Genomic DNA, 26,980 nt, shown 5'->3' with positions numbered 1-26,980 from the left:
TAACCCACTTAATAGCAAGCACATGCAGATCAGATTTGAAAGCAGCCGGAAAGAAGTTTCGCAAATGGACACGGCCGCTTTACGCGAGAATTTTTTGATTGAAAATATATTTGTAAACGACCAGATCAACTTCGTTTACACGCATTACGACCGCGTCATGATCGGCGGCGCCATTCCGGCTACCGGGCCGCTGACACTGGAAACATACGGCCCGCTGAAAGCCGAATATTTCCTGGAAAGACGCGAGATAGGCATCATTAACATTGGTGGAAAAGGCCAGGTGAAGGCGGATGGAGCCACATTTGAAATAAGTAAGCTAGGTTGTGTTTATCTGGGAAAGGGAACCAAGGAAGTTATTTTTTCGAGTGAGAACCAGGCCGATCCGGCTGTATTTTACTTGCTATCCTCCCCTGCACACCAGACATTTCCGGCTACACTTTTCACGAAGGAAGACGCCGCGCCCACGACCATGGGCAGTATGGAAACTTCCAATCACCGGACCATTTACAAATACATTCACGCAGCCGGCATACAGAGCGCACAGCTGGTAATGGGGCTTACCGTACTGCAAACCGGAAGCGTCTGGAACACCATGCCTGCGCACGTGCACGACCGCCGTATGGAAGCCTATTGCTATTTCGATGTGCCTGCAAATCAGCGCATCCTGCATCTGATGGGCGAGCCAACCGAAACGCGGCACTTATGGCTTTCCGACCGGCAAGCGATTATTTCGCCACCCTGGTCGATCCACTCCGGCTGCGGCACTTCCAGCTATTCCTTCATCTGGGGAATGGCCGGCGAAAACAGGGATTATACAGACATGGACGCCGTGGCAATAACCGATTTGAGATAATGAGCGAGCTAAAAGGACGGGAATTTATTGACGACGCGGACATTCCCTGGGAAGAGCTGGGCGGCGGTTTGAAGCGGAAGATCATGGCTTATGATGACAATCTGATGATGGTCAAAGTGGCGTTTGAGCAAGGCGGCGTTGGCGCGTTGCACAGCCATTTTCATACGCAAATGAGTTATGTGGAAAGTGGCAAATTTGAAATCACCATTGGCCCCAAAACCGGCATACTAAGCGGCGGCGACGCCTATTACATTCCGCCGGACGTTGTTCATGGCGCATTGTGCCTCGAAGCGGGCATGCTTGTGGATATTTTCAATCCTATGCGTGCTGATTTTATCAAAAGCTAATTGACAATGTTCCTTCATTCCTGATGAAAAAACTGCTACGCAGCATTTCTGTAATTGCATTATTTTACTTTGTTCCAAACATTGCATGGCAGGCTTTGGCGCAGGAACTTCCTATGTCGCGGCGCATGGCCGATTCCTTCATGGCGCGTCATAAGGATTCTATTTTAGTAGGAAAAAATACAGCGACGAAATGGGATTACGAGCAGGGATTAATGCTGAAAGCCTTCGAAAAAATATGGAACAGAACGGGCGAAGGCAAATATTTTGATTACATCCGCAAAGACATTGATCAATATGTGAAGCCCGATGGCAGCATCCGGACCTACAAATTTGACGACTTTAACATTGATAACATTCCGCCAGGAAGGGCGTTGCTAACACTTTATCAACAAACACAACCCGACAAAGAGAAATATAAAAAAGCGGCTGATCTGCTGTGGAAGCAGTTAGCAGAGCAGCCGCGCAATAACGAAGGCGGTTACTGGCACAAAAAACGCTATCCCAATCAAATGTGGCTCGATGGCCTTTTCATGGGTGAACCCTTCGCCGCAGAATACAGCCTGCTATTCAATCATCCCGAACATTTCGACGACATTGCCAACCAGTTTGCCTTGATCGAAAAATATGCGGTGGACGAAAAGACAGGCCTGATTTATCATGCGTATGATGAGAGCCGTGAGCAAAAATGGGCAGATAAAAAGACCGGACGTTCGCCGAATTTCTGGGCACGGGCCATTGGCTGGTATGCCATTGCGCTGGTAGATGTGCTGGATTATTTTCCCAAAGACCATCCGAAACGAATTGAACTAATCCAATATCTCAAAAGGTTGGCGCCGGTGCTGGCCAAATATCAGGACAAGCAATCCGGGCTTTGGTATCAGGTTATTGATCAGGGCAATAGGAAAGGAAATTATTTCGAAGCATCTGCTTCCTGCATGTTCATATATGCATTGGCCAAAGGTTCCAGAATGGGCTATATCGATGCGTCTTTCGCTGAAAATGCGAAGCGTGGTTATGCAGGCGCACTGAAAGAATTTGTTGAAATAAAGGCAGATGGCTTGCTAAGCCTGAACAAAACCGTAAGCGTAGGCGGTCTTGGCGGTACACCTTACCGCGACGGCAGTTACGAATATTATCTCAGCGAACCGATCCGCAAAAATGACCTGAAAGGCATTGGCCCATTCATTTTTGCGAGCATTGAAATGGAAATTGCCGAAGATAATGCGGTTGGAAAAGGCAAAACGGTGGGTTTGGATTATCATTTCAACCATGAATTTAAGAAAGAACCGGACGGTTCGAGCATTCCGTTTCATTACACCTGGGAGGACCGCCTGCATTCCGGTTTCTGGCTTTGGGGCAACATTTACAGGGAACTAGGAGCAAAAACAGTAGCCGTAACCGGCGCACCGACGGCCGAAAACCTGAAAAATATTGACGTATACATTATCGTCGATCCCGACACGAAAAAAGAATCGGCCAATCCCAACTTTATCCAGCCAAACGACATTCAAGCGATTGAAAAATGGGTGAAAAATGGCGGGGTGCTGGTGATGATGGCGAATGACACTGCCAATTGTGAGATCACGCATTTCAATGAGCTTGCCAAAACATTCGGCATACAATTCAGCACCAAAAACCGCAATATGGTCCAGGGAACGCAGTTTGAGCAGGGAAAACTGATGATTCCGGCGGATAACAAAGCCATTTTTAAAACCGCCAGCAAGATTTACATTAAAGAACTTTCTCCCCTCCTGCTTACCGCTCCGGCGCAATCTGCTTTAACGGATCAGGGTGATGTGATTCTGGGCATTGCCAAATATGGGAAAGGCACCGTTTTCGCAGTGGGCGATCCCTGGCTTTACAATGAATATGTGGACGGGCGGCGGATTGATACGAGTTTTGAGAATTTTGAAGCAGGGAAAGATCTGGCCGGTTGGTTGTTAAAACAGGTCGTTAAAAAGTAAAACCGCAATGCTATGAGCCGCCTTTTTCGCGAAAATCTAGGTCAGTTACGCAATCAGCCCGGACTCGTCGTCCCGGACGATTCCATTTTTCAGCTGCCCGAAAAAGTGCTTCAATTCGGCACAGGCGCATTTCTGAGAGGACTAGCCGATTATTTTATAGACAAGGCCAACAGGCAGGGCGTTTTCAACGGCCGCATTGTGGTCGTAAAGTCCACCGATGAAGGGGATCTGAAAGCATTTGAGAGACAGGATAATCTTTATACAATTTGCCTTCGTGGCAGTCGGAATGGCATCATTGAAGAAGAAAACATTATTTCCTCAGCCATAAGCAGGGTTTTGTCGGCCAAAACGCAATGGTCGCTCGTGCTGGACCTGGCCAAAAATCCGGCGATCAGCATTGTGATTTCCAACACGACGGAAATCGGCATTCAGCTTGTGCAGGACGATATTTACCAATGGCCGCCTGTTTCTTTTCCAGGGAAACTGCTTGCTTTTTTGTATGCCCGTTACGTGGCTTTTGGCGGAAATCCGGAATACGGCGTTGTCATCATCCCCACGGAACTGATCACCGATAACGGCAAAAAACTTGAATCCATCGTGCTCGAACTCGCGCACAGGAACGGTCTTGAAGGTGCATTTATAGACTGGCTTGAAAACCACAATTCCTTTTGCAATTCACTGGTAGACAGGATTGTCCCTGGCCGGCCAGACGAAAATATTTGCAAAGAACTCGCCGAAGAACTGGGTTACCAGGACGACCTGCTGATCATGGCCGAACATTATCATTTATGGGCGATCGAAGGAGACGCGGCGATTGGTAAAAAGTTACCTTTCAAGGAAGTGGACGAGGGCATGATCGTGGAGCCGGACATTGAATTGCATCGTGAACTGAAACTAAGGCTGCTCAATGGCGCGCATACTTTGGGTTGCGGCCTGGCACATTTGTGCGGTTTCAAAACCGTGGACGAAGCCATGAGCAACCCGCTTTTTGAAACATACATTACCAATCTGATGGAAACCGAAATCGCGCCTGCGATTCCCTATCCGGTTGCTGAGGAAAGAGCATTGCAATTTGGCCGCAGTGTGGTGGAACGCTTTCATAATCCGCATTTGAGACATAAGTGGCTTAATATCAGTCAAAATTATTCTGCCAAAATGCTGTCGCGGGTCATGCCTGTTTTTTTTAAATATGAAAAAATGCATGAGACATTTCCGGATCACATTGTCTTTGGTTTTGCGGTTTACATCTTCTACATGAAGGCGGTGCGAAAGGATGGCGATCATTTTTACGGCCTCGCTAATGGCACCTATTATCCGATCCAAGACCAAAAAGCCGCATATTTCCATCAAAAATGGCAAATACCTTCGCTGGATGACATGGTGAAGGCCATTTTGAAAGATCAGTCGATCTGGCAAAAAGATCTTTCCAAATCAGAGGTGATCCGCCAAAATATCGTCTTCTATCTTGAATCCCTGAAACAGCTTGGCGCGGTGGACACATTGAAATTATTCCTTGAAAAAACCGAATACGCCTGATCGGCATTAGCCCATTTTAACCTCTTAATTAAATCTGCAAAACCCCTACATGGAAACTCAAATGACCAAATACCGCTGGCGGATCGTGGCCCTGCTTTTTTGCGCAACTACGATCAACTATCTGGACCGGCAGGTTCTGGGCTTGTTGAAACCCACATTAGAGGCAGATTTCGGCTGGTCTGAGCAGGATTTCAGCCATATTGTAATGGCTTTCCAGACTGCTTACGCCATTTCGCTGATCGGATTTGGTGCCATTATTGATAAAATCGGAACGAAACTGGGTTACACCATTTCAGTTGTGGTTTGGAGCATTGCCGCCATGCTTCATGCGGTCGCTACGGGCACATTCAGTTTCGGATTAATGCGCGCATTGCTAGGTCTGGGCGAAGCCGGTAATTTTCCGGTGGCCATTAAGGCAACCGCAGAATGGTTTCCAAAACGCGAACGCGCGCTGGCAACGGGTATTTTCAACTCGGGAGCAAATATTGGAGCCGTCGTCGCTCCCATCATGGTTCCCTGGATTTTGGGTTCCTATGGTTGGCAGGAAGCGTTCTTAATCACAGGTGCCATTGGTTTTGTATGGCTGTTTTTCTGGTTTCGTTATTATGAAGTGCCTGCAAAGCAGCAGCGCATTAATCAAGCCGAATTTGACTATATCCATAGCGATAATGAGCCCGATACGAGCAAAGAAGCGCCTGTAAAATGGCTCGATCTTTTCAAAGTGAGACAAACCTGGGCCTTTGTATTCGGCAAAATGCTCACTGACCCGATCTGGTGGTTTTTCCTTTACTGGCTGCCCTCCTATTTCGCCGAAGCATTCAAACTCAACCTTTCCAAACCCAGCCCAGAGCTCGTGATCGTTTACACGGCAACGACCATCGGGAGCATCGGCGGCGGTTATCTTTCGGGTCATTTCATCAAAAAAGGCTGGCCGATTTTCAAAGCTCGTAAAACTTCCATGCTCATTTTCGCTTTCCTCGTCACGCCTATTATGCTGGCCCAATACACGACTAACATTTGGCAGGCTGTGATTCTGATCAGCTTAGCGGCGGCGGCGCACCAGGCTTGGAGCGCGAACATTTTCACGACGGCTTCGGATATGTTTCCCAAGAAGGCGGTAAGCTCTGTGGTGGGTATCGGCGGGATGGCGGGATCAGTAGGAGGTATTCTTTTTCCGCTTTTGGTAGGGATCATTCTCGATAATTATAAAGCTGCCGGCAACATTGGCGGCGGTTATAACATCATTTTTGTCATTTGCGGATTCGCATATCTGCTCGCCTGGGGTATCATGCATTTGTTTGCGCCTAAGATGGAAAGAGTGGATATTTAGCAAATCATACAACCAACATCATTAATCCACATTCAACTTCTGAAATGAAAAAGACATTCTTACTCATCGCATTTCTACTTTTCAACATTGCATCATTCGCACAAAGTGCGGACGAAAAGGCAGTTGCTGACGCAGTGGAAAAAATCCGCGTTGCGATTATCGGTGCAAAAGAGGCCGATCTCATGAAATTAACCTCTCCCAAACTAACCTACGGACATTCCAATGGCCTCATGGAAGATCAGGCAGCATTCATCCGCGCGTTGGTTAGCGAAGAGTCTAAATTTACAAAAATTGACCTGTCCGAACAGACCATCACCGTTTCCGGCGACGTCGCAATGGTGCGCCACAAACTCATCGGCGACACACACAACAAAGGAAAAGATCCTGCCCCCGTAAGATTAGGCGTATTCATGGTTTGGCAAAAAGTGAAAGGGCAATGGATTCTGATTGGCCGCCAGGCCTTTAAGTTGGTATAGTTCTGATTTTCTGACGTGCGATCTCAACAGCCTTGTGCAGCTTTTCCTGCAAAATTTCCTGCGAAGGAAGCGCAGTTAGATAGTCGGCCACCCGAATGTTGGACTCTCCCAATTGCATGAGCTCAACATGCTCCTTATTTTTCCCGCTACACAGTATCAGGCCGATCGGTGCATTCTCACCATCGGCCTTTTCATATTTTTCAAGAAACCGCAGATACAATTCCATCTGCCCCTTGAAACCCGCTTCGAAAGCACCCATCTTCAAATCAATCGCCACCAGACAGCGCAGTCTTCTGTGGTAGAAAAGCAAATCAATAAAATAATCGCTGTTATCAATGGTAATGCGTTTTTGCCTAGCCATAAAAGCAAAGTCACTGCCCAGCTCAATGATAAACTTTTGCAGCTCCACAATGATGGAAGTTTCCAGATCCTTTTCGGAATAAGCATCTTTCAAACCTAGAAAATCAAGGAAATAAGGATCCCGGAAAACAAGGTCCGGGTTTAGCTTTTGCTGATCCCGAAGCAGGTTTAGATCATTGCTGATGGTTTCTTCGGGTTTTTTGCTGATGGCAGTTCGCTCGTAGAGCATGGATTTAATGCGTTCACGCAATTGTCGGGATGACCATTTTTCCAGGCGACAAATTTCCAGATAGAAGTCCCTTTTAAGCTGATCATCAATGTATATGATTGATCGAAAATGGGTCCAGCTCAATTGTCTACGCAGTGCGGAGACAATTGAACTATCAGGAAATATGTTGGCAAAATGCATACAATGACGTAGATGCTTCTCACCCCAGCCATCGCCGTATTCCATTGTTAATGTTGCACTTAGTGTGCTGACAACCTGCTTCCCATACTCCGCGCGGTCATTTTTGAGCACATCATCATTGATCTTTTTGCCGATCTGGTAATAAAGCATCGTGATTTCTGCATTCACCGCTACGGCCACCCGGCTTCTGCTTTCCTTGATAAGCTCTTTTACAGATGAAACCAGCTCGTTTGTTTTTATTTCCTCGTTCATAAATGCATTTGGTTAGAGATAACTTTTATGCATTTAGACGTCGCGTCACAACTTCGGTCACATTATTTCCAAAAATATTTTTCACCCCTCATTTTTCATCATAAAACGTCAGCGGGCCTTTGTAATGGGCGGTGACGTGCTTGCCGTTTCTTTCTATGCAATCTACGTCCAGGATGTAGTTGGGGCCGTCTTTTTTTACGGTTAACTTGCCTTCGTAGAGCTCGTAGTACTCGCCGTCTTCGGCGGCGAAATTGCTGTTAAACACTACGTAAGGTTCAAAGAAGGTTCGTACTTCTATTGTGAAGTCGTTGTCAAATGTGTATTCTCCTTCATCCAAGGCATTTGCCGAAGCACTAACCAGCCTGAAATAAATCGCGTGACCAACCCCGTAAATAGAATCAATATGGCCGCCTGATTCCTGAATTTTTACACCTTCGGAAGATAGGAATAGCACCTGGCCGCTTCCGCCTTCGGGATATTCACCTAAATGAACCAGTAGTCCTTTTGATATTTCAAACTCCCTTCCATCGTGCATCAGAGCATTTTTTGGCTCAATTTCTTTGTCATCCTTACAGCCGGCAAATACCAGCACCAACATGAAGACGCAGCAAAGTGATTTCGTAAAATTGTACATTGTTCAAAATAGTTAGGTTAAGGATCGTGAATGCAAAATCAACACAAAAAAAGCACTCCGACTGTACGCGTAATTAATACAATCTGAGTGCTTTAATGATATAACTTAGTGGCTTACCTAATGCGAAGGCCGCTCCGGAACAGGCAGCGATGCATGGTAATCTTGCTGGATAATGTCTGCGTATTTATCCAATAACTCAATGACCTTATCACGGGTTTTGGCTCTGACAACCAACCCTACATGGTAAGGTTCGTTCATGCGCCATACGATTTCAGGATCATTGAAAAAAGACAAATCCGGCCATTCCTGTCTCGCCAGGGAGATAATGATGCCCGAATAATCTTTTCTTACTGGCGGCAACTTGTAGTTGTCGCCTTTTGCCTCGGCCGTCTCCATTTTTGCCCACTCTTTCCAAAGATTGATACCAGAAGACGCCTCAACCATTTCAGAAAGATTCGCCCCCCCTACGCGTGAAGACGTTTCCAGGAAATAATATTTCCCATCATCATGGCACCGGATCACCTCCGTATGCGAAGCGCTGTGCTTTAATCCAAAGGCTTTCAAAAGATCCACGGCCAATGTTTCCAGTGCATGCTCCTCCGAAGAATCAAAAGGAACAGTTACCGACCTGAAAATGCCGCCGCCGTGCGCTACGTCGAAAGGTGGCGCCAGATATTTGCTGTTCCAGGAAAAGATAACCCGGCCGTTGTAAGAAATGGAATCCACGTGATATACGTCCCCGGGCTTGTACTGCTCCACAAGGTAAGCATGCCTCTTATCGCCGAGCTGGTGAATGGTTTCCCAAAGCTCTACGGCATCTTCCATCTTTTTAATCCCCGTAGCAGAAGCCTCAGACCGAGGTTTGATCATCCACGGACCCGGATATTTTTCAATAAATTCATTAATAGCGTCATCATTGAAAAGCGCAGAAAAACCCGGAACAAGAATACCCGACTCGGCCGCTTTGGTGCGCATCGCCAGCTTATCCCGGAAATAGCGACCAGTGGTTTGCCCCATGCCCGGAATCCTGAAATATTCACGGATATGTGCTGCTTTTTCAACATCAAAATCATCCAGCGCCACTACGCGGTCGATTGGCCGGGAGCGCATGACGTAAGCAAGACCGTTAATGATCTCGTTCATGTTATATTTGCCGTCTTCCCCTTCCTCCACATAAAAAAACTCGTCAACTGAGTCCCTGACCCATGGCTTTTGCTCCAACTTCTTGGCCGTAATCAGGAAAACCTTGTTACCGGAATCCTTTAAAGCTTTCAGAAAATCGTTGCCCTTGAAGTACGTCGATATGCAAAGAAAAGTAAGCGCTCGGGTCATAAAATTAAGCTTTCGTGAGTAATAGCTTATAAAAATTCTGAATGTTTAAACCAAAACTTGCTTCTTCAAATCTAGCAAAAAGAACCAGTTAGGCAAGGGAAAGGCATTTTAAATTATCGCTGCCAAATAAGCACGCAACAACCGCACGCCGTAGGCTGTGCCTGCCCTGCCGGGAGCAAATTCTGTATCTCCAAATGCCGTTCCGGCAATGTCCAGATGCGCCCAGGCGGGGTGTTCATCCGTGAATGCTTCCAGGAATTTGGCCGCTACGATGGCTCCTGCCAATGGTTTTCCATGATAATTCTTCACATCGGCGATGTCCGAAGCAATTTCTTCTTTATACGAATCCCAAACGGGCAGCCTCCACATTCTTTCGCCTGTGTTGTCACCTGCTTGGGTCAATGCTTCTGCGAGCTCATTGTTAGGCGTAAAAAGCCCCGCAGCTTCGTAACCCAATGTCTGGATCACACTGCCTGTTAATGTCGCCAGATCAATGACAACGTCTGGTTTGAAAGTCCTGACTGCATAACTAAGCCCATCGGCAAGAATCAATCTGCCTTCTGCATCCGTATCAATCACCTCGATGGTTTTGCCTGAATAGGAACCGATTACGTCCCCGGGTTTCATCGAAAGTCCGTCGACGCTGTTTTCGGTGGATGGAATTACGCCAATGATCCTAACCGGCATCTTCAATTGCGCAGCCAGTTCCACGGCCCCCAAAACAGCCGCCGCACCACCCATATCGCTCTTCATCAAATGCATATTGGCAGAAGTCTTGATAGAAATCCCACCCGTATCAAATGTTACGCCCTTACCGACCAATGCAATGGTTTTGGTATAATGTTCGGGCTCATATTCGGAAACGATCATTAAAGGCGGAGCCTCACTGCCTTTCCCAACGGCCAGCAATGCGTGCATACCCAGCTCTTCAAGCCTGGATTTGTCCAGCACAGTCACTTTATAACCGTTTTTCTCTCCTGATTCGGTTGCCCACTGGGCTAATGTTGCGGGGGTTTTATAGTTAGAGGGCGCATTCATCAGGTCCATGATCCGCATCTGAACCAGCGCTGTTTTTTGAGCGACAATCAATGCTTTGTCGATCTCCGGCGAATGGTTTTCGGTCAATACAGATAATGTTCCGGTATTGAAAAAGGCACTTAATGGTTTGGGTTCTGTTTTATAAAGTTGCAGATCGTAACCGCCTATTATGATTCCGTTCACCGCATTTTCGATCCATTCCGGCGTGCGGACTTTGCAATCCAGAACAATCTTCTCAGGCCAGCGGTCTTTACGTTTGAAAAACAGCGACCTGAAAATTTTAATGATAGCCGGAAGCTGTGGCGATTTGCCCAACCCGATCCAGAGCTCACGCGAAGAATACCACCACATTTCACCTTTTTCAGCCTTGAACATATTTTGATTTTCGGGTTCAAAACCTTGTTCAAACGGACGAATCAGCAACAGATCTTCCGATGCCTCTGATATTTGTTTAATCTGCATTATATGTTAAAAATCAGTTAAAACATTTTCAACTCCCTGTCTCACAACTGCCCGGCACGACAAATAAAACAATTCCTAATCCAAACCGCCACGACGTGTCGGCTTTCTTGGCTCCGGCCATGCTCCCGGCTCCCCTTTTGAATTTAGTGGCAGAACGCTCTTTTCGCGAGATGTTTTGGCGGGATCTTCACTGGCTTGGTAAGCCATTATAGCGGCAAGAATTGCATTGCTCCGCACATCATCGAACACGATTTTGTCGTACGTGTCGCGGTTGGTGTGCCATGTATAGGTTCCGTAGGACCAGTTCAAGGAGCTTAATGAGAATGCGGGTGCTCCTGCTGCCACAAATGAGGCAAAATCAGAGCCGCCCGCGCCGGGTGCACCGGGGAATTTAGATTCGATAGGCGCTTTAATGTTCTCCGGAACCTTGGAGAGCCAGCGGCCCAGGTAGTCGTAGGAATTCAGAAAACCTTGACCAGAGAGATTAATAACCCGTCCCGTGCCATTATCCTGATTGAAAACCGCCTGAATATTCTGCACAATTTCCGGGTGATCTTCCACAAATGCGCGCGAGCCATTCAGCCCTTGCTCTTCGCTTCCCCAATGTCCGACCAGGATTGTTCTTTTGGGATTCGGATATACTTTTTTGAGTATACGCATGGCTTCCATCATCACAATGGTGCCAGTTCCGTTGTCCGTAGCACCAGTTCCGCCATCCCAGGAATCGAAATGTGCGGAAAGGATCACATATTCATTCGGTTTTTCTGAGCCTTTTATTTCGCCAATTGTATTGAATGTCTGGCTTACGCCCGTTTCTTTCGCATCCGCCCGAACGCTGATTTTAGGCGTATGACCCGATTCCGACAGGCGATATAACAAGCCGTAATCTTCCAGAGAAATGTCAATGGTGGGGATTGCCTTTGTATAAGCACCAAAAATTTTATTTGCACCAAAACCCTTTGACCAATAAGACATAACCACGCCTGCTGCCCCAGCTTTTTCCAGTGCCAGCGGCAATGTTCGCGCATTATAACCGCTTTTTTTCATGCGGTTTGCCCAGGCTTCAGTTTGTGCATCTCGGTCTTTTTTCATTTTTTCAAATGATTCTTTTGTACCGAATTCCTGCCAGTTATAGTCCGGACGGCCCGTTGGCTGGTTCATGCTGATCATGACAAATTTGCCTTTGGCAGTGGGCAACCATTTCTGAAAAGCCAGTGAATCAGCCACATCCGGGAGAATGATCACGTCAGCTGTAACCGTTTTTCCACCCGTGCCAGGGCTCCACGCCAGCTGCATGCCTTCGAGCGATTTTACGCGCGGCGCCACCATATCAATGTGTGACACGCCGCGTTCCCAGCCGCGCCATTCACCCCACTTTTCGTTTTTCGCTGTAATGTTCCAGCCTTTGTATTTCGCCACTGCCCACTCGTGTGCCTGCATCATTTGCGGCGAGCCTACGAGCCTTGGCCCGATGACGTCCATTAATTCGTGCGCCAATTTTTCCAGTTGTGAATTTTCGGTTGCTTCTTTAACAATGTTTTCAACCACCGGATCTTTGCTTTGTGAAAAGCCAGGCTGGATCTGAACGGCAAAAAACAACAGGAAAACAAAGGAGACTTTTTTCATGGAAATGTTGGTTTAACAATTAATCTAATTCCTAAGATAGGAAATAGCGATAAAGGTTCGGATAATGGTTAGGAAAATTGTTTCGTTTGTTTTCTTCGCAAACTATTTCGTTGGCCTGCTGGCAGTGGCATTGTCGCTCGAAACCATGTTCCAGCTCAGGCTGCCATTTAATGCTGTTCCCTACTACATTCTTATTTTTTGTGCCACGGTTTTTTACTACACCATTGCCTACTCCATCCCACCGGGCACTGCGTTTTCGAGCAATCCGAGAACGGAATGGTATCGCACGCATTACAACTTTACGCGGATTAGTCAATATGTGCTTTTTACGATTTGTGCGGGGATCAGCGGCTGGTTTTTGATCCGGGATTTTACAAAATTACTGCATTTGCCGCTAGCAAATTGGCTTTTGCTCCTAAGCATTCCCGGCGCGGCAATCCTTTACTACGGACTGCTTCCCAAGTCGCTTATCTCGTTCAACCTTCGCAATACGGGCTGGCTGAAAGCATTTGTTATCGGCTTTGTGTGGGCCGGTTTCGTGAATGTGTTTCCCATTACCATGCTGCGTATCGAGCAGGGAATTGTGGTTCATGAGCCCATTTTCATGTTTTGGTTATTTGTAAAAAACTGGATGTTCTGTACGGTGAATGCGATTATGTTTGATATGAAAGACTATGAGGACGATGCCAACATTCAACTGAAAACGTTCGCCGTGCGGATCGGGCTGAGTAATACGATCGTTTATGTGCTCGTTCCGCTGCTGCTGATCGGATTGCTTTCGTTCCTTTCGTTCGCATTTTTCCAACGGCTGAGCACACCCACATTGATGCTCAATTTGCTTCCGTTTGTTTGCCTGCTGGGCGTCGCTTTTGCGTTACAAAAACCCAAAAGCGTGCTATTCTATCTCATCGTGATTGACGGATTACTGCTGGTAAAAGCCATCTGTGGAATTACAGGAAGCTTTTTTACTTATCATTAAGGTCATGAAAAACAATTACGACCGGGTTGCGGGGTTTTATGACGGGCTTTCAAAGCTGGTGTTCGGAAATGCGCTGACGGATGCCCAACGCTCCGTTCTGCACTTCATTCCGGAGAGAGCGAACATTCTCATTGCAGGCGGAGGAACGGGCGCGGTTCTGGAAGAAATATCACGCATACGGCCATATAACATTGACATTACCTACATTGAAATGTCGGAGAAAATGCTGGATATAGCCAGGAAGCGCGATGCCGGGAATAATAATGTCCGGTTCATTCACGCAGCTGTCGAGTCATTCCAATCTGCTCATCAATTTGATGTTATTATCACCTCATTTTTGTTTGATAATTTCAAACAGGATAAAGCGGAAGTCGCTTTTCAAAACCTCCATAACATTCTTATTTCAAATGGAATCTGGCTTTTTACGGATTTTAATGTGGAAGAAAAGCCCGGTAAATTTTGGCAGAAATGGCTGCTGAAATCCATGTATTTGTTCTTCGGAATCCTTTCAGAAGTGGAAGCAAAAAAGCTGCCCGACACCGCAATGTTGTTCAGTAAGGCTGGTTTTAAAACGATTTTTCAAAGATCCTTTTACAGCGGCTTTATCAACTCATTGGTTTACCAAAAACCTTAACCCAAAGCAGCGCGCCTTCTTCCAAATATAAACCGCTCATTAAAAACCACAATTGAAAGTAAGATCAGCGAATAAGCGGTAATCTGAATGGAATTGATGGGCTCATGAAAGTACACAAGCGCAATGAAGAAATTCATCAACGGATTGATATACAATAAGATGCCCATAGTAGATGAAGTTACGCTCTGCAACGCGTACAGGTTCATATACAGCGGAACGATGGTAAACAGCACCGCGATCACAAATATCAACGCGTAAAATGAAAATTCGGTTGGCAATGCTTCGCTGTATTGCGGATAGAACGGAAGCAGGATCAGGGCCGAGAAAATGATCTGGACGGTCAGGACCAAAAATTTATCCATACCCACATTCTTACGCTGACTGACCAGATAAAATGCATAAGAAAGCGCAACGATAAGACTGTAAGCAATATCGGCAACATTACTGAAAGACAGCAACATACAGCTTACTATGCTCAGTGAAACTGCTGCCCACTGCCATTTGCTCAATTTTTCATTTAATACAAAATACGCAATCACGGTTGTCATAATGGGACAGACTAGGTAGGCAAAGGACGCCGCTTTCACACTGATGTGGTTCATCACGTAAATGAAGAAAAACCAGTTTGCGGTCAGTAATATGCCACCTGCGAGCGTCAGTAATGTGACCCGTTTTCTCTGCTCAGAAGGCATCTGACGGAACGTTTTCACATTTTCCTTCAACACTTTTACCCTAACGAACAGGCTGATCACAGCCATGATAACGGCACACAAAAAGACGCGGTAAAAGAGAATATCAAGCGAAGCGTAAGCCTTTAACGGTTTCAATGCCAGACTGAAAAACCCCCAGATTACAAATGAGATAAATGCTGCCAGATAGTGTTTCGAAAATTTCATGGAGCTGGTAATGTGTATCAAACGGTGTGGATGGATGTATGGAGGGAACAGCAAAACATTTCCGCGGGTTCGGAGGCGCTGAAAATCATTCGTTTCTCAACTCAGGATATTTTAATAATACAAAAAACGGAACCTTAGCCAGTATATTTGGCTTGATTTAAGCAGAACATTAGCATTCAATATGACTTTTTCCGATATCCGGCTTGTAGCGACCGACATGGACGGCACGCTTTTGAACTCCAAACACGAAATACACGAATCTTTCTTCCCCATTTTCAGAAAATTAAAAGACAATGGCATCATTTTCGTCGCAGCGAGCGGGCGCCAATATTTCAATCTGGCCAAAGCATTGGAACAAGTAAAAGACGAGGTGATTTTTGCTGCTGAAAATGGCAGCTACGTTGTCTTTAAAGATGAGGAAATCCACATTCAACCCATTGAAGCAGACATTGTGCGGGAACTGGTGCAGATTTCACGCCCGATTAAGGACGCATATGCAGTGATCTGTGGAAAGAAAAAGGCTTACGTAGAAAATGACGAGGCTGAATTCATCAACCATTTAAAACTGTATTTTGAGAGATATGAGATTGTTGAAGATCTGACAAAAGTGGAAGATGACCAATTCCTGAAATTTACGCTTTGCGACCTGGCTGGTTCGGAAGTGAACAGCTATCCGCATTACAAGCATTTTGAAGACAATTTGCAAGTAAAAATCTCAGGGCCGATCTGGCTGGACATTTCGCACAAAAAAGCCAATAAAGGCCGTGCTATGGAGGTTTTGCAGGAGAAATTCAACATTACGTTTGACCAGACCATGATCTTCGGCGATTATCTTAATGACCTGGAAATGCTTACGAAAGGACATTACTCGTACGCAATGGCAAATGCGCACCCGGATATTAAAAAAATAGCCCGTTTCATCGCTAAGAGTAACGATGAAAACGGGGTTGTAGAAGTCCTTTCGGAAATTACGGATTAGCCTTCGGGTTACTCCGTGTATTTTTTGAATATAGAAGTCGCCGTGTGGCCGCCGAAGCCAAATGTGTTATTCAGCGCATAATTCACGGTTTGCTTCACAGATTCGCCAAGTATAATATTCAGCCCTTCCGGCGTAGCCTCATCAAGCGTCTCCGTATTGATCGTTCCCGGGATAATGTCGTGCTTCACAGCCAGGATAGACACAATGCTTTCAATGGCGCCGGCAGCTCCCAACAAGTGTCCGGTCATTGATTTTGTAGCGCTGATCGCCACCGGGTGATCCCCAAAAACGGTTTTGATGCCATTTAGCTCGCTCATATCGCCCAGCCCCGTGGATGTAGCATGCGCATTTACGTAGTCAATTTTGTCGGGAGTGATCTCGGCCTCTTTTAAAGCTTTTCTCATGCCCAGCGCTGCGCCCATTCCGTCTGGTGGCGTGCCCGTTAAATGGTAAGCGTCTGCCGCCATGCCGCCTCCGACAATTTCAGCATAAATGGTTGCTCCGCGGGCCACTGCATAGTCCAGGTCTTCCAGAACCAAAGCGGCCGCTCCTTCGCCCATTACGAAACCATCACGGTCCTTATCGAACGGACGGGATGCTTTTTCAGGCGCATCATTGCGTTTGGATAACGCTTGCGCCGCACCGAATCCACCCAATGCAGAGTAAATGATCGCTGCTTCCGAACCGCCCGCGATCATCAGCTTCGCTTTGCCCATTTTAATGGTGTCAAATGCGCTGATCACCGCCGTATTGGACGATGCACAAGCAGAAACTGTACAATAATTGGGACCGTGCAACTTGTGGCGGATCGAAATAACGCCTGCTGCAATGTCCACGATCATTTTTGGGATAAAGAAAGGACTGAAACGTGGCACACCATTCGATGCATGGAATTCCAGCAGCTGGTCTTCAAAAGTGCCCATTCCACCGTTTCCTGTCGCCCAGATCACGCCCATATCGTAGCGGTCTTCCAACTCAACCGTGCTGAAATCCAGCCCGGCGTCCTTGATGGCCGTATCCGATGCAGCAATGGCATACTGCGTGTGCAGATCGTATTTTTTCAGCTCTTTTTTATCGATATAATCCTCAGCAACGAAATTGCGGACTTCGCAGCCGAATTGCGTCTTAAACTTAGAAACATCCATTTTCGTAATGGTAGCAGCACCGCTTTTACCATTCACAATATTTTCCCAAAATTCATCAACCGAATTTCCGAGGGGAGAAATAACTCCCAAACCAGTAACAACTACTCTTCTCATAAAAATTTAGATTTTCTCGACAACATCAGGCGTTATTTGTCAAACTCCTGAGTCACTGCATCTTTGAATAAGGCTTCCACCATTTTTTGCACTCTTGGACCAACTATTAGTATCACCGGGATGACCAGCATATAGGCCATGATCCAGGATTTCAGCCAAATCACCAAAAAATTGGCAACAAATCCAATATTTATAGAAACCAAACTGAAGGAAATTATACCCGTAGTAATCACTCCCATAATCATGGCAAACGCAATTTTCTGCTTCATTTTCTCTTTTTGTTCAGTTTTGAAATTGTCACCGGTCGGTATGCGAATATCAGGCTGCACTTCCCGGGTTCATTGCCAGCAGCGCCTGTTCGGGCGATTGCAGGAATAATCCAAATAGCTCGGCAGTCCTCCCAACCCGGATTTCGTATGTATCTGTCTCAAATGCATGAACCAAAGCCTCGGCTACTTCGCGTGGCGCAATGCCGTTTTCCCCTCCGATTTCGGTTGAAAAATCTGTGTTAACCAAGGGCGGCATCAGTTCGAAAACCTTTGTGGAAGTTGTTTTTGCCAATGTCAAACGCAGTGATTGCGTGTAGGAATGCAATGCTGCTTTGCTCGCGGCATAAGTCGGGATCACGTGATTAGGCACAAAAGCCGCAATGCTGGAAACATTTACGATTGCGGATTCTGCCTGGGTGATTAACAATGGCGACAGTTTCTGATTGATGCCAATAATTGATAAATAATTGGTCAAAATTTCCTCCTCGGCACGTTCATAAGCATTATCTACATTATTAAGGAGATAATAAGATGCTGTGCCGGCATTGTTAATCACAATGTTCAGGTCTGGAAAATCGCTTTTCAATGTTGTCACCAGCTTGTCTACATCCTGCTTGTCAGCAACGTTACTCACAATGGCCGTTGTGTTTTTCAGTTTTGCCACGGCGCTGTTGAGCCGCGCTTCGTTTCTACCCGTGATGATCACATTGTTTCCTTTTTCCGAAAAAATCTTCGCTATCTCAAATCCGATTCCAGCGCTTCCTCCCGTGATCAAAATTGTATTTCCCGTCGTTTTCATTTTTGTTTTTGTTTAAATAAATCAAATATTATAATATACCGATCGGTATATTTATGGTTAAAAAAATAGGTTACAAATCGTCAATCATCTTTTTTACTGCTTTCATTATCGCCGTCCTGTATTGCAGCTTACCCGTAACCTTACTGATCATAATCCCTCCTTCGACCAACGCGATCAATGTGATAGCCACTTCTTCCGGTTCCAGATTGGCACTCAGCTCATTATCCACGATCCCTTTTTTAATCAAGGCTTCAATTTTATTTTTCCATGAATAAATGGCGTCAGCCGCTTTTTGGCGCAGCGGGGGATGTGTGTCGTCGGCTTCGATAGAAGTGTTGAGGATGGGACAGCCGCCTTCGGGAAACGGGTAAGTCAGGAAGTTTTCATAAATGCGCACATACACCAGCAACTTTTCCTTCACCGATTTCTGCGCATCCATTTCAGCCTGGACGGCGGTGAACATTTTTTTCAGGTTAAAATCAAAGGCCGCCAGGGCCACTTCGTCCTTATTACGGAAATTCCCGTAAATGCTACCTTTCGTAAGGCCTGTTGCTTCAATCATATCATTAATTGAAGTTCCTGAATAGCCCTTAACATTGAAAATTGGTGCCGTTTTCTCAATGATAAATTGCCTGGTTTTTTCTGCCTTATTCATATGCTTCAAATTAACAATACAAAAATATACCGATTGGTATATTATAACAAGCAAAGCTTCATTTATTTTCAAATTTATTTTATTGCAAAAACAAAAAGCGGCCTGGTTTTACACCAGGCCGCCATTTTATCTCCCATAGCCAATTTTTTACTTAGCGCTCACACGCCAGATTGTCCCAGCCGAGTCATCATTGACCAGCATCGAACCATCTTCCATAACGGTCACTCCCACCGGGCGGCCGTACACTTTCTTTTCACTTTCTATAAATCCAGTTAGAAAATCCTCTGGCTTTCCAGCTGGTTTGCCGTTTTTGAATGGGATAAATACAACTTTGTAACCCGTTAGTTTCGAGCTGTTCCATGAGCCGTGCTGGCCTATGAATGCACCGTTCTGGTATTTGGCTGGAAACTGTGTTTTGTCATAGAATGCGAGTCCTAGTGAGGCTGTGTGTGATCCTAACGGCACATCGGGCACAAGGGTTTTGGCTACAAGATCGGAGCGTTCACCCTTTCTTCTTGGATCCTCATTTTTTCCAAAATACGCATACGGCCAGCCATAAAAACCGCCTTCCTTTACACTTGTAACATAATCGGGAACCAACTCATCACCGAGCTTATCCCGCTCATTTACAGCCGTCCAGAGTACATTAGAACCAGGCGCCCAATCCATCCCAACCGGGTTGCGCAAGCCGCTAGCGTAAATTCGTTCCCCCGATCCGTCCGGATTTATTTCCAAAATATTGGCCCTGCGCTTCTCCTCATCCATGCCATGATCCGCCACATTACTCGCCGATCCTACCGAAATATAGATTTTAGATCCGTCCGCATTTGCCAGCAAGTTCCTCGTCCAGTGATTATTATAACCGCCAGCCGGCAAATCAAGGATCTTTTCGCCTTTACTCGTTATTTTGGTTTCCCCGCCTTTGTAAGGATATCTGAAAACGCCGTTGGTATTGGCCACATAGAAGTAGTTTTTAAGCACCAGCATTCCCAATGGCTGTTTCAGGTTTTCCATGAAAATTTCCTTGATCTCAGGCTTACCATCTTTGTTGACATCACGCAAAAGGGTGATCCTGTCCGCGCTCTTTTTCGTGTTGGATTCCGCAACGAAAACGTCACCATTCGGTGCAACGTAAGTCCAGCGTGGATTTTTTAGCTTATCTGCATATTTGCTGACCGTGAAACCTGCTGGCGCAGTCGGCATTTTTCCTTCGGGCCAGCCAGCCTCCTCGGGTCTGTTTTCAACCGACTCGGTGGTAAATGGTGCAGGTAATGTAAGGCTGTCGGTAACTGTTTCAACTGAATCAGGGCCACTTTTTGCGGCAGCTTCTTTTTCTTCATCGCTTACTTTGGTGCTGCATCCGCCCAGCGTTAGGGCCAGGCATGTGCATGCAATTATGAGGCAATTTGTCTTCATTCTGTGATGGTATTAAAAGTAAAAAGCAGATCATCGGTTTCTCAACCTGTGATCTGCTTTTTACAATAATGATGCCACTTTGCTATTCAAGCATATTTCGCCCTTTCACTTAGTAAATTACCGCTTGAAGAGCAGTTTAAAAACTAACCGGAACCTCGACCACTGCATCGGCCCAGCCCATAAACATCTTCGCAGAAGTGTCTGAAACTTTCTCAAATACGATAGAAAAATTCTCGATCGGTGCTTCTGCTTTTTTCACAGGCGCCGTTACCCGAAGGACATCGCTGCCTTCTTTGTATTTGTAAGCGCCCCAGTAATCCAGGTCTGAACTCAGGATTACGGTCCATTCTTTTTCGCCAGGAATCGAGAAAAGCGAATAAGTGCCCGCTTTAACTTTCTTGCCACCGAATGTCGCATCCTGATAAAATTTGATCTCGGTCGCCTCGTCCGCGCCCGTTCTCCATACTTTTCCGTAAGGTTCCAGTTTACCAAAAACTTCTCTTCCTTTCAAAAACGGGCGGCTATACGAGACTTTTACCAAAGCCTTTTCACCATCTTTCCGGTCATGCGCAAAGTGATCCGGGAAATAAGCAATATCACGCGGACTTTTATCCAAAGGCCTGAATTTCTGCGCCTGAGCAGCAAAAGCGATCACTAGTAATGTCAAGGAAAGGAAAAATATCTTTTTCATAAATGGATTGAATTTGAAGTAAGATTTGATAGTTAATTAGGCTTGGGCAATTCTACTTTTTATAATGGTGCCGGCATTTCAGGACTATGATCGTATTGTTTTCGACCGCATAAACAAGGCGGTGCTCATCCGTTATTCTTCTGGACCAGCATTCAGTAAGATCTCCTTTTAATGGTTCGGGTTTTCCTATTCCTTCAAAAGGGGATCTTCTGCAAGCCTTGATTAGCTCATTGATCTTCTTAACTATTTTTTTGTCCGTTTCCTGCCAATATAAGTAATCATCCCAACCTTCGTCGTGGAAGAGTAACTTCATTATTCGATCAGTTCGCGTTCATGAATGTTCAGCTTCCCGTTTTTAAGATCTGCAACCGCTTTTAAAAGGCGCGCTTTGTTCACGGAATCACTCAAAAGATATTCGGTCGTGTCTTTCGGCACTTGCTTTTTATCACTTTCCCGAATTTTCTTTTTTGCATTCACGGATGTCTTGTCTTTATTCCATCGGAGGTGTAATGCCATGTTTACAATAATGTGTGTGAGAAATTAGTTTAACGCTTGCAAAACTAAGCGTTTGAACCAAAATACAATAACGTATATCCTTATAACGACTAAGCCATCATCTTCCCACTCAAAACAGGGCGGGAATCTTTTGTTTTTCCCAGGATAGCCAGGCTGCCTTTGAATTCAATGTTTACGTTATCAGCTTCGAATTTGCAGGTTATGGTTTCGTAGTGGGCTGTTTCGATGAAGCGCCAGGTCATTTCGAATGTGTTTTCATCGACCCAAGCTCCGTTGCCTGCTACTTTGGTCAGCTTTTCACCGGGAACAGGCGTTAGTACGAGCTTCAAAGGCATAACGGAAAGATCCGTTAACCCGACTTTCCAGTTACCCAACCCATTAACAACCAAATGCTCCCCCTTATCGTCGTACATCCGGAACAAGCACCACCCTTTCGCGAATTCAAAGGATACTTTATTCACTTTCAAACTGTTATCGGCTATTTTAAAGCTTTTATTGGTAAGTTTTGTCGCCAGCTCGGCGGTTGGTTTCCCAGGTGTTAACGGCAATGCGAGTGATGTTAATTTCTTTTGCAGTTCCGCCTGCGTATCCTTATCCGACTGCACGCGAGCCGACTTCACAGATGCAAGAACGTGGTTCCAAACGTGATCGAGAATGGCTTGCATATCACCTGTTTCGCTGGAAATTGCCACCACCATATCCTCCTTCGGCATCACTATGCAATATTGTCCGTAAGCGCCATCGCCACGGTAAGCATCGTTCCGGCAACGCCAGAACTGGTAACCGTAACCTTGCAGCCAATCGTTTTCTTCCGGTTTCCGGGCTCCTCCTTTGGACATAATGTGCGAACGGGTGGCTTCTTCCACCCATGCCTCGGACAAAATGCGCTTGCCGTTCCACTGACCCTTCTGCAAATAAAGCTGGCCGAATTTGGCAATATCCTCGGTCTTGACCCGCAGTCCCCAGCCTCCCGTATTGATGCCGTTCGGATCCACTTCCCAATCCGGATCGTCAATGCCGAGTGGTTCGAAAAGACGTGGCGTCAGATATTGCAGCAATGTCTGGCCGGTGATTTTCTGGATGATTGCGGACAGCATATACGTTGCCGCGCTGTTGTATACAAAGAATGTCCCCGGCTCATGTTCCACGGGCAAGGATAGAAATGCTTTTACCCAATTCTTTTCCTTGGATTCCCTGACAGGCCCGGTGGCATCCTTATCGTGCCCGGTAGACATGGTAAGCAGATCTTTTACCCGCATCGCGGCCAGATTCGCACTCACTGTTGCCGGTTTGTCGTCCGGAAAGAATGATAAAACTTTGTCTTCAACACTCAACTTCTTCTCTCCTACTGCCAATCCGATGGCCGTCGAAGTGAAACTTTTGCTCAGCGAATACAGCGTATGCTTCATATCAGGCCCGTATGGAGCCCACCAGCCTTCCGCAACCACTTTTCCCTGGCGTAGGATCATTAAACTGTGCAAATTGAGCTTGTCCGCCTCCACAGCGTTGGTGAAATCCAGAATATTTTTAGCCGATAATCCCTGCAATTCGGGTGAACTCCGTGGTAAAGAACCGGAATGTAACGTTGCAGCCCAGGCCGATGCCGGAATTGCGCTGATTATGCCTAATTGTAATGCACCAAATCCAAGTTGTTGTAAAAATTCCCTGCGATTGTAAGACATGTCTATGGAGAATAAATGTTCAGAAAAGTCAAATGGTCGGGTGGCTGCGGACTGGGCATGGACGATTTGTCTGCGGTAATGGTATCTTTGTGCTTACAAAAATATTTTTGACCAACTGCGCAGCACTTTATGTCTTTCGAATCGCTTGGCTTGTCCGAACCATTATTAAAAACCATTGCCGAACAGAATTATACTCAACCTTATCCGATTCAGCAGGAAGCAATTCCGGCTATTTTGAAAGGAAATGATGTGCTGGGCATTGCCAAGACGGGTTCGGGGAAGACGGCCAGCTTCGTCCTGCCGATTTTGGAATTATTTCAAAAACAACCGGCAGCTGCGAACCGGCATATTTCTGCATTGGTCCTGGTGCCTACGCGCGAGCTTGCGGTGCAGATTGCTGTTGTTTTTCAAACATTTGGCGAAAGGCTTCCACGGAAGGTGAAGACGCTGGCTGTTTACGGAGGCGTTTCTATCAATCCGCAAATGATTGGCTTACAAGGTGTTGAGATCCTGGTGGCAACGCCCGGCCGTTTAATTGATTTGCTGTCCCACAAGGCGCTTAATATCTCAGAAACGCAGATTTTAGTCCTGGATGAAGCCGATAAAATGTTGAATCTTGGCTTTGCAGAGGAAATGAAGGACATCTTTTTCCTTTTGCCCAAAAAACGCCAGAGCATTCTGTTTTCCGCCACATTAGGAGAAGAAGTTGACCAGATCAACAAAACGCAGCTCCGAAACCCGGTGCGCATTGAGATTGAGGAAGAAGAACAAAACCTGGATCTGATCAAGCAAACGGGTTATTTCGTTGATCCGGACCGCAGAGGACCGTTGCTGAGATATTTAATCAAAACGCAGGAAATGAAGCAAGTGCTGGTATTTGTTTCGGCAACCAGAACGGCTGATAACCTGGTTGAAAAGCTGAATAAGAACGGAATCCAGGCTATGGCCATGCACAGCAAGAAAAGCCAGGGCGCCCGGACGGAGGCTTTAAACAAATTCAAAGCAGGAAAACTGACCGTGCTTGTTGCCACAGATCTTGTTTCCCGCGGGATCGATATTCAGTTTCTTCCCTATGTGATCAATTTTGAATTACCCAGATCGCCAAAGGATTATGTGCACAGAATAGGCCGGACGGGCCGGGCGGAAGCGTCGGGAGAAGCGATTTCCCTGATCTGCCCGGAAGACGTGCACCATTTCAAAATTATCCAGAAGAAAATGGGCAAGCGCGTTGAAATGCTTGAATCTTATGATCTGGAATTAATGGGTTACTGAGCCGCCTTGGTCTTATTTTTTGCCGCCAGTTCTATAATCTCTTTCTTGCTGCCCGACCAGAATGCAATTTTCCTGCGGTTGAATGTATACGTCACCGCCACAGAGTCCCCAAAACTGATAATGGCCGGATAGGAATATTCGTCTTCCTTTTTACCCGTTGCAATGTCAATGCGATCCGTCCAGTTTTGGCCATTATCATATGACATGATCAGTGAAAGCGGCGATCTTGAACCCCAGTCTTTATCATTCGGGTTGTAAGCGAGCACCAGTGTTCCGTCGGGCAGTTTGGCCAGGTCAATGCCGCTGTTCGGGTTAGGAAGCGATGTTTTCTTGATCGTAGACCAGGTTTTTCCGTTATCAAAAGAATCGCTTCTGCCGATCACGCCGCCGGTTGTTCTTACCAGCATATGCACAGTGCCGGGCTTGGATTCCCACAATGTAGGCTGGATTGCGCCTTTTCCTTTTATTTCTGTTGTATCAATTTTAAAGTAAGGGCTTGCTTTCCAGGTTTTACCTTTGTCCGTGCTTCTGTCTACAAAAACTTCCCAGCGGTTTACCTCGTTGGACGCGCCGGCCAGCCAGTCGCCGTTCGATAGTTCGATCAGCTTGTCTTTTACAGGCCCTCTTCCTCCTTTATCGCCTTTTACCAACTCATAGGCATCCGACCACGTCTCACCATTATCAGTCGAAGTTTTCACCCAGGTTTCCCAATGCGCTATTTCTTTTCCTACTTTGAAATATAAAATAATTTTACCGTCCGAGGTTTTTTGCAAAACCGGGTTCCAATGTGCGTCTTCGCGGATTTTGGCCACTTCTTTGGGCGCACTCCAGTTTCCCGGCTGACCTTTTGAAACCCAAATGCCTACATCCGGATTCTTTTCCTCTGTCCCACCAAACCACGCGATCAGATATTGACCGTTATCCAGCCTTACCAATGTGGATGCATGGCATTGCGCAAAATCCCGTTTATCTCCAAAAACAAATTCCTTATCGCTTGCCAGTGAATCCTTCAACTCTTTATTCTCATTTTCCGCTTTGTCCGAACTTTTCGAATTACAGGAAGTCAGCATGACGGAAGAAAGCAAAAGACCAGTTAACAGGCCGGCACACAGGTTTTTTGGAATGCGCATAGGAAGTTGAAATATTGATGTCTGAAAAATGTACGTAGGATTGGGCGGAACGGGCTATTATTTGAGCAATTTCTTTAACTCGTCCATCACCATGCCCGGCGCTTGCTCTTCGTATAAAATGCGGTAAACGGCACTTGTTATGGGCAGGCTTACCTGGTGGATCTTGTTCATTTCGGTAATGCTTTTGGTAGCATAGTAACCTTCCGCGATCATTTTCATCTCCAATTGCGCCGCCTTGACGCTATATCCGCGGCCGATCATATTGCCAAAAAGCCTGTTCCTGCTAAACTGTGAGTAAGCCGTCACAAGCAGATCTCCCAGATATGCGGAAGAGCTCATATTGCGTTCGCGCGGGTCGAGGGCAGTAACGAAATTCCCGATTTCCTGCATGGCATTGGAAACCAGCACGGCCTGAAAATTATCGCCGTAACCCAGTCCATGCGTTATGCCGCAGGCCAGCGCTACAATGTTTTTCATCACAGCCGCATATTCAACGCCGTAAAGATCGTCGAGCGGGTTCGCGGTCACGTAGCGGCAGGTCATCAGTTTAGCAAAATCCTCCGCGCTCGGACATTCCGTGGAAGCGATCGATAAATAGGATTGCTTTTCCAAAGCCACTTCTTCCGCATGGCAAGGGCCGGCTATCACACAGGTTTCTTGCAGGTCAATGCCGTATTCTTTGGAAACCCAGTCCGTAATAAGCATATTCTGGTCCGGAACCATGCCCTTTATAGCCGAAACAATCCTTTTTCCCTGCAAATGTTTCGAAGAAAGATCGCGCAATGCTTCCTGAATAAATGCGGCGGGAACTGCCAGGATCACGTAATCAGCACCTTTGACGGCTTCTGTGGTCTTTTCAAAGACCTTCACTTTCTTGGGAGAAAGCACCACGTCGCTCAGATAGCTGGGGTTATGATGGAATTTACGGATATGCTCAATATCTTTCTGGTTTCGCAGCCACCACCGGATCTGGACGTTATTCTGTTCACAAAGGATTTTGATCAGCGCAGTTGCCCAGCTGCCCCCTCCTATCACGGCGATCTTAATGTTGTTTAAAAGACTCATTTTTGAGGCCTGAAAAGGTGTTCAGGCATAAATTGGATATGAATGAATGTTTTCAAAAATGAGAAGATTTTGACAGAAAATAAAAAATCCTTGCAGCAAAGCCGCAAGGATTTTCTTTT

General features: G+C 46.2%; 27 protein-coding genes. 10 read left to right on the top strand and 17 right to left on the bottom strand.

Annotated features, from left to right (window positions below):
* The first annotated feature begins 22 nt into the window (after window positions 1–22).
* The 6 genes from kduI to L0660_RS09405 are packed head-to-tail and all read left to right on the top strand — an operon-like array spanning window position 23 to window position 6,506.
* Window positions 23–853, top strand: a complete 831-nt coding sequence (gene kduI, locus L0660_RS09430; RefSeq protein ID WP_235159275.1) for a 5-dehydro-4-deoxy-D-glucuronate isomerase — start codon at window positions 23–25, stop codon at window positions 851–853.
* A complete protein-coding gene (locus L0660_RS09425; RefSeq protein WP_035360201.1) occupies window positions 853–1,200 on the top strand; it encodes a cupin domain-containing protein in 348 nt (115 codons plus the stop codon). The genes kduI and L0660_RS09425 overlap by 1 nt, the downstream gene beginning before the upstream one ends.
* Window positions 1,201–1,223: 23 nt before the next feature.
* Window positions 1,224–3,164, top strand: coding sequence for a glycoside hydrolase family 88 protein (locus L0660_RS09420; RefSeq protein ID WP_374759224.1), 1,941 nt, complete (start codon window positions 1,224–1,226; stop codon window positions 3,162–3,164).
* Between the two features lie 12 nt (window positions 3,165–3,176).
* Window positions 3,177–4,700, top strand: coding sequence for a tagaturonate reductase (locus L0660_RS09415; protein WP_235159274.1), 1,524 nt, complete (start codon window positions 3,177–3,179; stop codon window positions 4,698–4,700).
* A gap of 49 nt (window positions 4,701–4,749) precedes the next feature.
* Window positions 4,750–6,030, top strand: a complete 1,281-nt coding sequence (locus L0660_RS09410; protein ID WP_235159273.1) for an MFS transporter — start codon at window positions 4,750–4,752, stop codon at window positions 6,028–6,030.
* Between the two features lie 44 nt (window positions 6,031–6,074).
* Window positions 6,075–6,506, top strand: coding sequence for a nuclear transport factor 2 family protein (locus L0660_RS09405; RefSeq protein WP_235159272.1), 432 nt, complete (start codon window positions 6,075–6,077; stop codon window positions 6,504–6,506).
* On the opposite strand, the gene L0660_RS09400 is transcribed toward L0660_RS09405, so the two are convergent.
* From L0660_RS09400 to L0660_RS09380, 5 genes are all read right to left on the bottom strand, one after another.
* Window positions 6,493–7,527: a YhcG family protein gene (locus L0660_RS09400; protein WP_235159271.1), complete on the bottom strand. Its 1,035-nt coding sequence runs from the start codon at window positions 7,525–7,527 to the stop codon at window positions 6,493–6,495. The two genes, L0660_RS09405 and L0660_RS09400, sit on opposite strands and share 14 nt — an antisense overlap.
* A gap of 88 nt (window positions 7,528–7,615) precedes the next feature.
* Complete coding sequence (locus tag L0660_RS09395; protein ID WP_235159270.1) at window positions 7,616–8,161, bottom strand: hypothetical protein; 546 nt, start codon at window positions 8,159–8,161, stop codon at window positions 7,616–7,618.
* A gap of 117 nt (window positions 8,162–8,278) precedes the next feature.
* A complete protein-coding gene (locus L0660_RS09390) occupies window positions 8,279–9,493 on the bottom strand; it encodes an acetyl-CoA carboxylase biotin carboxylase subunit family protein (protein ID WP_235159269.1) in 1,215 nt (404 codons plus the stop codon).
* A gap of 108 nt (window positions 9,494–9,601) precedes the next feature.
* The gene (locus tag L0660_RS09385) at window positions 9,602–10,993 is read right to left on the bottom strand and encodes a M17 family metallopeptidase (RefSeq protein WP_235159268.1); all 1,392 of its coding nucleotides are present in this window, start codon (window positions 10,991–10,993) and stop codon (window positions 9,602–9,604) included.
* Window positions 10,994–11,068: 75 nt separating this feature from the next.
* Window positions 11,069–12,619 (bottom strand): M20/M25/M40 family metallo-hydrolase, encoded by a 1,551-nt coding sequence (locus L0660_RS09380; protein WP_235159267.1) that lies wholly within the window; start codon window positions 12,617–12,619, stop codon window positions 11,069–11,071.
* A 64-nt stretch (window positions 12,620–12,683) separates the two neighbouring features.
* Between L0660_RS09380 and L0660_RS09375 the strand changes: the two genes are divergently transcribed.
* Together L0660_RS09375 and L0660_RS09370 are read left to right on the top strand one after the other, a co-directional pair.
* On the top strand, window positions 12,684–13,598 hold the full coding sequence (locus L0660_RS09375; protein WP_235159266.1) for a UbiA family prenyltransferase: 915 nt from the start codon (window positions 12,684–12,686) through the stop codon (window positions 13,596–13,598).
* Window positions 13,599–13,602: 4 nt separating this feature from the next.
* Window positions 13,603–14,232 (top strand): class I SAM-dependent methyltransferase, encoded by a 630-nt coding sequence (locus L0660_RS09370; RefSeq protein WP_235159265.1) that lies wholly within the window; start codon window positions 13,603–13,605, stop codon window positions 14,230–14,232.
* On the opposite strand, the gene L0660_RS09365 is transcribed toward L0660_RS09370, so the two are convergent.
* The gene (locus L0660_RS09365; protein ID WP_235159264.1) at window positions 14,229–15,128 is read right to left on the bottom strand and encodes an EamA family transporter; all 900 of its coding nucleotides are present in this window, start codon (window positions 15,126–15,128) and stop codon (window positions 14,229–14,231) included. The two genes, L0660_RS09370 and L0660_RS09365, sit on opposite strands and share 4 nt — an antisense overlap.
* Before the next feature lie 181 nt (window positions 15,129–15,309).
* Here L0660_RS09365 and L0660_RS09360 point away from each other — a divergent pair, with 181 nt between their 5' ends.
* Window positions 15,310–16,107 carry an HAD family hydrolase gene (locus tag L0660_RS09360; protein ID WP_235159263.1) on the top strand — a complete coding sequence of 266 codons (798 nt, stop codon included), beginning with the start codon at window positions 15,310–15,312 and terminating at the stop codon, window positions 16,105–16,107.
* 8 nt (window positions 16,108–16,115) lie between these two features.
* On the opposite strand, the gene fabF is transcribed toward L0660_RS09360, so the two are convergent.
* The 9 genes from fabF to L0660_RS09315 all read right to left on the bottom strand — a co-directional run bounded on the left by fabF (window position 16,116) and on the right by L0660_RS09315 (window position 23,394).
* On the bottom strand, window positions 16,116–17,366 hold the full coding sequence (gene fabF / locus L0660_RS09355) for a beta-ketoacyl-ACP synthase II (protein WP_026628398.1): 1,251 nt from the start codon (window positions 17,364–17,366) through the stop codon (window positions 16,116–16,118).
* Between the two features lie 32 nt (window positions 17,367–17,398).
* Window positions 17,399–17,635 carry a DUF2798 domain-containing protein gene (locus tag L0660_RS09350; protein WP_235159262.1) on the bottom strand — a complete coding sequence of 79 codons (237 nt, stop codon included), beginning with the start codon at window positions 17,633–17,635 and terminating at the stop codon, window positions 17,399–17,401.
* A 49-nt stretch (window positions 17,636–17,684) separates the two neighbouring features.
* Window positions 17,685–18,434 (bottom strand): SDR family oxidoreductase, encoded by a 750-nt coding sequence (locus tag L0660_RS09345; protein ID WP_235159261.1) that lies wholly within the window; start codon window positions 18,432–18,434, stop codon window positions 17,685–17,687.
* A 70-nt stretch (window positions 18,435–18,504) separates the two neighbouring features.
* Window positions 18,505–19,089 carry a TetR/AcrR family transcriptional regulator gene (locus L0660_RS09340; protein WP_026628401.1) on the bottom strand — a complete coding sequence of 195 codons (585 nt, stop codon included), beginning with the start codon at window positions 19,087–19,089 and terminating at the stop codon, window positions 18,505–18,507.
* A 147-nt stretch (window positions 19,090–19,236) separates the two neighbouring features.
* Window positions 19,237–20,505, bottom strand: a complete 1,269-nt coding sequence (locus L0660_RS09335) for a sorbosone dehydrogenase family protein (RefSeq protein ID WP_235159260.1) — start codon at window positions 20,503–20,505, stop codon at window positions 19,237–19,239.
* 136 nt (window positions 20,506–20,641) lie between these two features.
* Window positions 20,642–21,196: a DUF2911 domain-containing protein gene (locus tag L0660_RS09330; protein ID WP_235159259.1), complete on the bottom strand. Its 555-nt coding sequence runs from the start codon at window positions 21,194–21,196 to the stop codon at window positions 20,642–20,644.
* Between the two features lie 52 nt (window positions 21,197–21,248).
* Complete coding sequence (locus L0660_RS09325; RefSeq protein ID WP_235159258.1) at window positions 21,249–21,509, bottom strand: Txe/YoeB family addiction module toxin; 261 nt, start codon at window positions 21,507–21,509, stop codon at window positions 21,249–21,251.
* Entirely contained in the window at window positions 21,509–21,712 is a 204-nt protein-coding gene (locus L0660_RS09320; RefSeq protein ID WP_235159257.1) for a hypothetical protein, read from the bottom strand. The genes L0660_RS09325 and L0660_RS09320 overlap by 1 nt, the downstream gene beginning before the upstream one ends.
* An 89-nt stretch (window positions 21,713–21,801) precedes the next feature.
* Window positions 21,802–23,394: a serine hydrolase gene (locus tag L0660_RS09315; protein WP_235159256.1), complete on the bottom strand. Its 1,593-nt coding sequence runs from the start codon at window positions 23,392–23,394 to the stop codon at window positions 21,802–21,804.
* Window positions 23,395–23,523: 129 nt separating this feature from the next.
* On the opposite strand from L0660_RS09315, the gene L0660_RS09310 reads away from it, so the two are divergent.
* Window positions 23,524–24,666, top strand: a complete 1,143-nt coding sequence (locus L0660_RS09310) for a DEAD/DEAH box helicase (protein WP_235159255.1) — start codon at window positions 23,524–23,526, stop codon at window positions 24,664–24,666.
* Here L0660_RS09310 and L0660_RS09305 read toward each other — a convergent pair.
* Entirely contained in the window at window positions 24,660–25,796 is a 1,137-nt protein-coding gene (locus L0660_RS09305; RefSeq protein WP_235159254.1) for an exo-alpha-sialidase, read from the bottom strand. The genes L0660_RS09310 and L0660_RS09305 overlap by 7 nt on opposite strands.
* Window positions 25,797–25,853: 57 nt before the next feature.
* Window positions 25,854–26,861 carry an NAD(P)H-dependent glycerol-3-phosphate dehydrogenase gene (locus L0660_RS09300; protein WP_235159253.1) on the bottom strand — a complete coding sequence of 336 codons (1,008 nt, stop codon included), beginning with the start codon at window positions 26,859–26,861 and terminating at the stop codon, window positions 25,854–25,856.
* Window positions 26,862–26,980 lie beyond the last annotated feature (119 nt).

The sequence above is a fragment of the Dyadobacter sp. CY351 genome (assembly GCF_021502625.1).
In the GTDB taxonomy this organism is placed as follows: domain Bacteria; phylum Bacteroidota; class Bacteroidia; order Cytophagales; family Spirosomataceae; genus Dyadobacter; species Dyadobacter chenhuakuii.
This window is presented reverse-complemented; position numbering and strand designations above follow the sequence as displayed.

Excerpts from the sequence above, each read along its gene's own strand:
- kduI (WP_235159275.1), top strand. The coding sequence starts at position 23 with ATGCAGATCAGATTTGAAAGCAGCCGGAAAGAAGTTTCGCAAATGGAC.
- L0660_RS09425 (WP_035360201.1), top strand. The coding sequence starts at position 853 with ATGAGCGAGCTAAAAGGACGGGAATTTATTGACGACGCGGACATTCCC.
- L0660_RS09420 (WP_374759224.1), top strand. The coding sequence starts at position 1,224 with ATGAAAAAACTGCTACGCAGCATTTCTGTAATTGCATTATTTTACTTT.
- L0660_RS09415 (WP_235159274.1), top strand. The coding sequence starts at position 3,177 with ATGAGCCGCCTTTTTCGCGAAAATCTAGGTCAGTTACGCAATCAGCCC.
- L0660_RS09410 (WP_235159273.1), top strand. The coding sequence starts at position 4,750 with ATGGAAACTCAAATGACCAAATACCGCTGGCGGATCGTGGCCCTGCTT.
- L0660_RS09405 (WP_235159272.1), top strand. The coding sequence starts at position 6,075 with ATGAAAAAGACATTCTTACTCATCGCATTTCTACTTTTCAACATTGCA.
- L0660_RS09400 (WP_235159271.1), bottom strand. The coding sequence starts at position 7,527 with ATGAACGAGGAAATAAAAACAAACGAGCTGGTTTCATCTGTAAAAGAG.
- L0660_RS09395 (WP_235159270.1), bottom strand. The coding sequence starts at position 8,161 with ATGTACAATTTTACGAAATCACTTTGCTGCGTCTTCATGTTGGTGCTG.
- L0660_RS09390 (WP_235159269.1), bottom strand. The coding sequence starts at position 9,493 with ATGACCCGAGCGCTTACTTTTCTTTGCATATCGACGTACTTCAAGGGC.
- L0660_RS09385 (WP_235159268.1), bottom strand. The coding sequence starts at position 10,993 with ATGCAGATTAAACAAATATCAGAGGCATCGGAAGATCTGTTGCTGATT.
- L0660_RS09380 (WP_235159267.1), bottom strand. The coding sequence starts at position 12,619 with ATGAAAAAAGTCTCCTTTGTTTTCCTGTTGTTTTTTGCCGTTCAGATC.
- L0660_RS09375 (WP_235159266.1), top strand. The coding sequence starts at position 12,684 with ATGGTTAGGAAAATTGTTTCGTTTGTTTTCTTCGCAAACTATTTCGTT.
- L0660_RS09370 (WP_235159265.1), top strand. The coding sequence starts at position 13,603 with ATGAAAAACAATTACGACCGGGTTGCGGGGTTTTATGACGGGCTTTCA.
- L0660_RS09365 (WP_235159264.1), bottom strand. The coding sequence starts at position 15,128 with ATGAAATTTTCGAAACACTATCTGGCAGCATTTATCTCATTTGTAATC.
- L0660_RS09360 (WP_235159263.1), top strand. The coding sequence starts at position 15,310 with ATGACTTTTTCCGATATCCGGCTTGTAGCGACCGACATGGACGGCACG.
- fabF (WP_026628398.1), bottom strand. The coding sequence starts at position 17,366 with ATGAGAAGAGTAGTTGTTACTGGTTTGGGAGTTATTTCTCCCCTCGGA.
- L0660_RS09350 (WP_235159262.1), bottom strand. The coding sequence starts at position 17,635 with ATGAAGCAGAAAATTGCGTTTGCCATGATTATGGGAGTGATTACTACG.
- L0660_RS09345 (WP_235159261.1), bottom strand. The coding sequence starts at position 18,434 with ATGAAAACGACGGGAAATACAATTTTGATCACGGGAGGAAGCGCTGGA.
- L0660_RS09340 (WP_026628401.1), bottom strand. The coding sequence starts at position 19,089 with ATGAATAAGGCAGAAAAAACCAGGCAATTTATCATTGAGAAAACGGCA.
- L0660_RS09335 (WP_235159260.1), bottom strand. The coding sequence starts at position 20,505 with ATGAAGACAAATTGCCTCATAATTGCATGCACATGCCTGGCCCTAACG.
- L0660_RS09330 (WP_235159259.1), bottom strand. The coding sequence starts at position 21,196 with ATGAAAAAGATATTTTTCCTTTCCTTGACATTACTAGTGATCGCTTTT.
- L0660_RS09325 (WP_235159258.1), bottom strand. The coding sequence starts at position 21,509 with ATGAAGTTACTCTTCCACGACGAAGGTTGGGATGATTACTTATATTGG.
- L0660_RS09320 (WP_235159257.1), bottom strand. The coding sequence starts at position 21,712 with ATGGCATTACACCTCCGATGGAATAAAGACAAGACATCCGTGAATGCA.
- L0660_RS09315 (WP_235159256.1), bottom strand. The coding sequence starts at position 23,394 with ATGTCTTACAATCGCAGGGAATTTTTACAACAACTTGGATTTGGTGCA.
- L0660_RS09310 (WP_235159255.1), top strand. The coding sequence starts at position 23,524 with ATGTCTTTCGAATCGCTTGGCTTGTCCGAACCATTATTAAAAACCATT.
- L0660_RS09305 (WP_235159254.1), bottom strand. The coding sequence starts at position 25,796 with ATGCGCATTCCAAAAAACCTGTGTGCCGGCCTGTTAACTGGTCTTTTG.
- L0660_RS09300 (WP_235159253.1), bottom strand. The coding sequence starts at position 26,861 with ATGAGTCTTTTAAACAACATTAAGATCGCCGTGATAGGAGGGGGCAGC.